The sequence below is a fragment of the Wolbachia endosymbiont of Drosophila incompta genome, from assembly GCF_001758565.1.
Taxonomy (GTDB): domain Bacteria; phylum Pseudomonadota; class Alphaproteobacteria; order Rickettsiales; family Anaplasmataceae; genus Wolbachia; species Wolbachia pipientis.
The window spans coordinates 743,157-749,628 of the sequence record NZ_CP011148.1 but is presented as its reverse complement, the minus strand read 5'-3'; the positions used below and the strand labels follow the sequence as shown (position 1 = coordinate 749,628).

7 protein-coding genes and 1 tRNA gene are annotated in these 6,472 nt (G+C 32.8%); 1 reads left to right on the top strand and 7 read right to left on the bottom strand.

Features of this window, described 5'->3' with window-relative positions; genetic code table 11:
- A partial coding sequence (locus WG67_RS08455) for a BRCT domain-containing protein (protein WP_458694894.1) occupies positions 1-564 on the top strand: 564 nt, incomplete at its 5' end.
- Positions 565-602: 38 nt separating this feature from the next.
- On the opposite strand, the gene dapA is transcribed toward WG67_RS08455, so the two are convergent.
- From dapA to WG67_RS08450, 7 genes are all read right to left on the bottom strand, one after another.
- Positions 603-1,484 (bottom strand): 4-hydroxy-tetrahydrodipicolinate synthase, encoded by an 882-nt coding sequence (gene dapA / locus WG67_RS03325; protein WP_038199100.1) that lies wholly within the window; start codon positions 1,482-1,484, stop codon positions 603-605.
- A 9-nt stretch (positions 1,485-1,493) separates the two neighbouring features.
- Complete coding sequence (ssb, locus tag WG67_RS03320) at positions 1,494-1,976, bottom strand: single-stranded DNA-binding protein (protein ID WP_010082448.1); 483 nt, start codon at positions 1,974-1,976, stop codon at positions 1,494-1,496.
- A 67-nt stretch (positions 1,977-2,043) separates the two neighbouring features.
- A tRNA-Arg gene (locus WG67_RS03315) sits at positions 2,044-2,117 on the bottom strand.
- A gap of 13 nt (positions 2,118-2,130) precedes the next feature.
- A complete protein-coding gene (locus WG67_RS03310) occupies positions 2,131-2,946 on the bottom strand; it encodes a hypothetical protein (protein ID WP_070357055.1) in 816 nt (271 codons plus the stop codon).
- 4 nt (positions 2,947-2,950) lie between these two features.
- Positions 2,951-3,559 (bottom strand): hypothetical protein, encoded by a 609-nt coding sequence (locus tag WG67_RS03305; protein ID WP_010082450.1) that lies wholly within the window; start codon positions 3,557-3,559, stop codon positions 2,951-2,953.
- Positions 3,560-3,563: 4 nt separating this feature from the next.
- On the bottom strand, positions 3,564-5,003 hold the full coding sequence (locus WG67_RS03300) for a hypothetical protein (RefSeq protein ID WP_015589193.1): 1,440 nt from the start codon (positions 5,001-5,003) through the stop codon (positions 3,564-3,566).
- Between the two features lie 361 nt (positions 5,004-5,364).
- Positions 5,365-6,472: type I secretion system permease/ATPase (locus WG67_RS08450; protein ID WP_458694893.1), on the bottom strand; the 1,108-nt coding region annotated here is incomplete at its 5' end.

Here is a 6,472-nt window from a genome sequence, read left to right as displayed (position 1 = left end):
AAATCTATAGCTAATTTGTTAAATTCTATACAAAGCAGAAGGGTAATAACTCTAGATAGGTTTATATTTTCTTTAGGTATTAGATTTATTGGCCAAGTTGCAGCAGAATTGCTTGCAGATTATTATGTTTCTTATAATAACTGGTATAATTCGATGATTGAACTGTCATTAGATAATACTGAGCTAGTAGGTATAGATGGCATAGGAAAAAAAGGGGCTGAATCTTTGGAATCATTTTTTTCTAAGGAACATAACATCAAAATGTTAAATGATCTTACTGCTTGTCTTCAAATTCTTCCTGTGAGCTCCAACTCTAGTAACTCTGTTTTAAATAATAAAATTATAGTGTTTACTGGTAAGCTACTTGCTATGAGTAGAGGAGAGGCAAAAGTAAGAGCCAAAACTCTGGGAGCAAAGGTCAGCTCACATCTTTCTGCTAAAACTGACTACCTAATTGCAGGAGAAAAACCAGGATCCAAATATAAAAAGGCAGTGGAATTAGGTGTAGAAATTTTAGATGAAGACCAGTGGCATAAAGTGATAAGTTTGGGAGTGTTCAAATGAAACTTGGATTGTATATTAAATCAAAGTTGCAAGACTATTTAGAGAGTAGCCAATTCTTTCCATCCAAGAATCATTTTATTGACTTGCCTCAATTTTTCAACAGAAGGCAAGTCTTCTGTGCTGAGCGGTAGGCGGACAGTTTGATGTTCTATGAGCCCAATATCATGCAAAAGTGCTTTAGTGGGTATTGGGTTGCTGGCAATAAATAGGGCTTCGCAAGCCTGTTGCCAGATATCTGCCTGAGGGTTCCTGCCATTGAGGCACTTCTTAACATATTCATGTGCTACATATGGCCAAACATTGGAAGCAACGGAAACCAGGCCAGCCGCACCATAAGCGGCCATATCGGATATCATATTATCATCTCCACAAAAGACCTCAATATTTGGTGCAACTTTCTTATACTGAGCTAAAGTATCAACAGTGCCACTTGAATCTTTGATAGCCCAAAATTTTTCGTGGCTGGATAAGTTGCGTACAGTTTCAGCGTGAAGATTTATTCCTGCTCTTGATGGAATATTGTAAAACATAACCGGCACATGTGCTTTCTCAAGCAGCTTTTCAAACCATAAAGTCTGCCCCATAATTCCGGGCTTTGCATAAATGGGAGTTGTCATTAGATAGCCATGAATAGGCATACCCTTGCAAAAATCAAGCCATTCAAGAGTCTGATATAGATTCACTCCTGGTACGCCAATTATAATTTTCGTATTTAATTTTAGCTTACATACGAATTCAACTAATGTACGCTTTTCAGAATCAGTAAGCGATAGGCTCTCACCTGTGCTACCCAGCAACACTACGCCATTTTCAGCTTTAACTTGCATTGTCAGTAAACGCTGCAAACTGCTATAATCTATACTATCTCCATTGCAATTAAAAGGAGTAACACAAGCAGTCCATAAAAATGTAGATTTCAATTTAAATTGTTAAAATGGTATTTCATCGTCGAGTAGTTCATCTTTTATATCGTTGTCAAAACTTTCGTGTTTATCTTTTTGTTCTGTTTCACCTTGTTTGTATTCACTTGGCTTGTAATCAGAATTTGGCGCACTATTTCGTGAATCCAAGAGAGTAAGAGCGCTATTAAAATTATATAGAACCACCTCTGTTGTGTATCTTTCACCACCGTTTTGGTCAGTCCATTTTCTAGTTCTCAAAGAACCTTCAACATAAACTTTACTGCCTTTACGTGCAAAATCTTTGACGATTTTTACTAATCCTTCACTAAAAATTACGATATTATGCCACTCTGTCTTTTCAGAGCGCATACCGGAAAGTTTGTCAGTCCAACTTTCAGACGTGGCTATTGAAAAACTTGCCATTTCTTTTCCATTTTGTGTAGTCCTAATTTCAGGATCTTTTCCTAAATTACCAACTAGTATGACTTTGTTTATGGTACCACCAGACATAATTATGCTCTAAATAAATCCTTTTATTATCTTATGTGAAAATACTATTGTCAAATTTAATTAAAAGTGCGCTTGGAGGGATTCGAACCCACGGCCTTTGCCTCCGGAGGGCAACGCTCTATCCAACTGAGCTACAAGCGCATATATATTTAAGTTATTTAATAGATAAGCCATCCAAGTCAAATTTTTGTTTTGGATAAAGCGTAAACATAATACTCCCATATCCAAAATATACATTTTGAGAATCATTCGCATGCTTTTTTATTGCTTTTTGATCTACGGTCCATACAAAAGTTACATAATTTTCAGTGACTGAGTGCACTTTTAAATCCTTAGTATTTATAAACAGTTTTCCATTTACCCATATTTTCCATGTATCGGGAGAAAGATATAAAATTGAGTCTAAACTCACTACCTTACCGTTGAAATTATCTGATACCTCCTCTTTTGTAGCTCTTGAAGATCGTAAATTGAACTTTTCCATTTCATTGACCATTCTATTAACTGGCTCTTCATCAAAAAAAATGCTTTTTACGTTACTATATTGTGACAAAACGTCAAAGTCACTTTCCACTGCTTCTCTTATTATATCGTCCCGATCTGTATAGCTTAGTTTTTGATTGTTGATAAAGAAACACTCTTTTGCACGCAAATTTGCTATATCAATAAAATCGTCGATTTCTTGATTGCCAACTTTAAGAATACTTTCAAAATATCTTTTTTCTATCATCATTCCATACTGAGAATGATGACAAACCATTTCATCATTACCTTGTTTTTCTATATATACGCATAAATTTCCACTATTTAATCCTAATATTTTATGCTCAATAAAATCTTCATTGCCAATATATTGTCGGCAAGAATACTCCTTACAAATTTCTATGCTTTCTATGATATCTTCACAACTGCAATATGCATTAACATTGGAAATGAGTAGCGTAAAAATAAAAAACAGCTTTATGTTCATCACCTTATCTACTTAATATAGTATACCAATCAAAGACTATATTAGCTCTCACTATCTCTATCATATTACCATTCAAAATCTGATTCATAGTTGCAGCATCAATATTTCTCTGCTTATTTAAAATAAGAGATTTGATCATAACATAACCTGGCAGATTTGGAATAGACTGTAGAAATAAAAAAATATGCTTATCGCTGATTGAGCTTAAATTTAGGATCACTTCACTTTTTATTACTTTTGTGCGTTCACTTTTGTTGTGGAGCTCAACTTCTTCGGGTATAGAAATTGATATTTCAGGTTCTAATATATAGTACTTTTTATATAACTTGCTAAGCTCGAAATTTAAATTTGCAATGTATCTGCTACTATGTAAATTTGAAGAGGAAATTTTTTTCCATAAATCTAGGTTTTTATTTAGAACAACTTCCTTTTTTTGAATTCCAGTAATCTGTAAATTAATAGAACGTATTTTATCAATCGCAATTTGGTTTTTATTATAAATCTTTTCGTTATAGATAACAACATATGTTAATAACCCTATTAATCCAACAGATAATAACAAATACGATATAAACTGAATTGTAGCTTTTCTTTTTAATTGAGAGATAGTCATTAATCTACATTGCCTCTCCTATTTCAACATCAATAGATAGATTTTGCTCTTTAGCAGCAGGTAAGCTAGAAATATTAATGTCATAGGTACGAAAATTATCGTTTAAATTTTTTCGTAGTTTCTCGTATTGATGAGAAATATTTTTACCGGATTGAAAATTAAACTTTAAAGTTGTGGTAATATAACTTTTTGCCTCATTATAATTCCATTCAAATGATCGAAGCTCTATACCTGGTATTTTTAACTTTTCTACATACTTAACTTGTGTAAGAGGAGAGTATTCTATTTTTGATAAAATATTATTGATATTAATAAAATCATAAATTTCATCTATTTTTTTTACATTATAGCTTTGGCTAAGTTTTGTTAATTGGTTATTTAAGGTGTTCTGCTTTGCTGATAAATTATCAGCGACATTGAAATTTGAATACAAATTTAGCAAACAAAGGGTGTTTGTTATAACTAAAACCAGGGCGAAGTATAGAAAAATTCGAGGAGAGTTTAAATAAAGGTAATTGAATAGATAAAATTCTTTAGTTTCCTTTGTATTAAAAATAGCTGCTAATTTATTCTTAAAGCTATGAAACAAAATTATGGTATCGCAAAAGTTATCTTTTTCACTTATAGCTAGTTCTGCTCCTAATAGTTTGCCTAACTCATATGGAGTTAATATGTTCACACTGTTCTCTGAAAAATTTATGACTGATAAACTAGCTTTGATATCTTCTGACACTATGATACAAAGGTCGATAGGGTTATTTTTTTCAAACCCAAACTTAGTTAAGGATCGAATAGTATCTTGCACTTCCTGATATATTCCACCAGCGATAATTCCTGGTAAATTATCATTAGTAAATGATGTTAAGCGCGTAAATACCATTTTATTCTCTTTAAGAACCACTTGTCTATAGCCTCCCGTTTTAGTTGCAGCAACTATAATTTTCCAATTATTAGGATCTTTATGTAGAATCTTTTTTGTTATATTACTTATTTCTATAGGAAACATTAATATTCCCTTAAAGTTGGAGCCTATCTCAATAAACACATTCAACCAATATTCTACTAAATGCTTTGCTTTTGATGAAACAAGAAGATAGCACCAGTTTTGATTGAATTTGTTTGGCTTCTCAACCAAAAAAACTGAACTTATGTCATTATTACGAGAAAAATGCTCCATCTTTGTTTTTGCTGATAGATAGGCACTAATCTTGTTTGCCCTTGTAATAAACTGTAGCGAGTAATTTTGATCTGCATGATTAAGCACCAGGTATAAAGGTGCTTTTTTATCTGACGAAAGACATGAAATTAAATCGGAAACTGCTTTATCGTTTTTGCCCTTAACAAAATACCTTTTATTTAAAGTATTATTTTTAAAATATAGTAACATTATGCCTTCTTCTCCAATAGAAAGCATAAACTTACTTTTGGATTTTGAACTAAACATATTAACAAAGCATATACTTATCTAGAATTAAAAAGGCAATTTATTGAAATTCATTAAACGTTAGAGGGAAATATTGTTATAAATTTTCGCAGCAACATTATTTATATTATAATTTTTTTATAAAATTACCACTAATATTAAGTTATTTAGATAACAAATTAAGAAAATTCATTAAGACGAATGTGTTGTTTTTCAAATTGTAGGTAAACCTAAGCCACTTTAGCTATATCTGCCGATTGACTTTAATTAATAAGAGTTATTAATCTATTTACTATTCTTGTAATATTATTTCTAATGGTAAAGAAATATATATTTTTCTGGAACAGTTGTTATTTCAGATACAGAATTTATTGTAAGTAAACTAACCATTTGCTGAAGAGCGCTCATCTTCTGTGGTACTTGATGATGGAGCAACTAATTTGCTCAAAATCTCATCTTTTGGTCCCATAGCGTAAATGATACCATCTGACATGAGGATCACCTTATCAACTACGGACAATAACGGTAGCTTGTGAGTGATGATAACAGTAGTAGTATTTTGTTTTCTTGCAATGCCAATTGCATTAATTAAGCATGCCTCTCCATTGCTATCTAAGTTAGCGTTTGGTTCATCAAGTACTAAAAGTTTTGTGTGACCATAAAAAGCTCTGGCAAGTCCAAGAAGCTGTTTTTGGCCGCCAGAGAGCGTTACTCCTCCAGGACCTCCTATTGTTGTATCATATCCATTTGGTAAGCTTAGTATTAGTTCATGTATTCCTGCAATTTTTGCTGCTTTGATTATTTCTTCAGGATTTGGATCTGGCCTCATGCGAGCAATATTAGCTTTGACACTAGTGTTAAATAACTCAATATCCTGAGGTAAGTAGCCAACATAATTACCAAAATTTTCTCGATTCCAAGTATATACATCAGCGCCATCTAGTCTGACTACACCAGATATTGGCTTCCATACACCAACAGTTAATTTTGCGATAGTGGATTTACCAGAAGCACTTGCACCAATAACACCAACTACATCTCCAGGATCTATAATGAATGATATTCCTTTTACTGTCGGCTTATTGCTTCCATAAGGAGTAAAAAATACTCTATCAAATTCCAATTTTCCTTCAGGTTCTGGTAGAGCCATCGTTTGCTCTCTTTTTGGCGATGTTAATATAAGTCTTTGTAGCCTTCCATATGACATTCTAGCCTGATTTAAAAACTTCCAAGTATGAACCGCAGCGTCAAATGGTGCTAATACTCTACCCATTAAAATTGAAGCAGCGATGATGCTACCGGCAGTCTTATGAGCTGTGATTGCAAGTAATGCACCTGTTCCAATTACTGATATTTGCAGAGTTGAGCGCAAAAATTTAGTGATTCCAGTAATTACATTAGAGCGATTTTGTGCTTTAATTTGCATTGCTCGGTTCTGATCATTTCGTTTACACCAATCAGAGACTATGAATTCTGACATGCCCATAGCT

Bases quoted from the DNA above. Each gene is read 5' to 3' on its own strand.
- WG67_RS03305 (WP_010082450.1), bottom strand. From the start codon at position 3,559: ATGACTATCTCTCAATTAAAAAGAAAAGCTACAATTCAGTTTATATCG.
- ssb (WP_010082448.1), bottom strand. From the start codon at position 1,976: ATGTCTGGTGGTACCATAAACAAAGTCATACTAGTTGGTAATTTAGGA.
- WG67_RS03310 (WP_070357055.1), bottom strand. From the start codon at position 2,946: ATGAACATAAAGCTGTTTTTTATTTTTACGCTACTCATTTCCAATGTT.
- WG67_RS03300 (WP_015589193.1), bottom strand. From the start codon at position 5,003: ATGTTTAGTTCAAAATCCAAAAGTAAGTTTATGCTTTCTATTGGAGAA.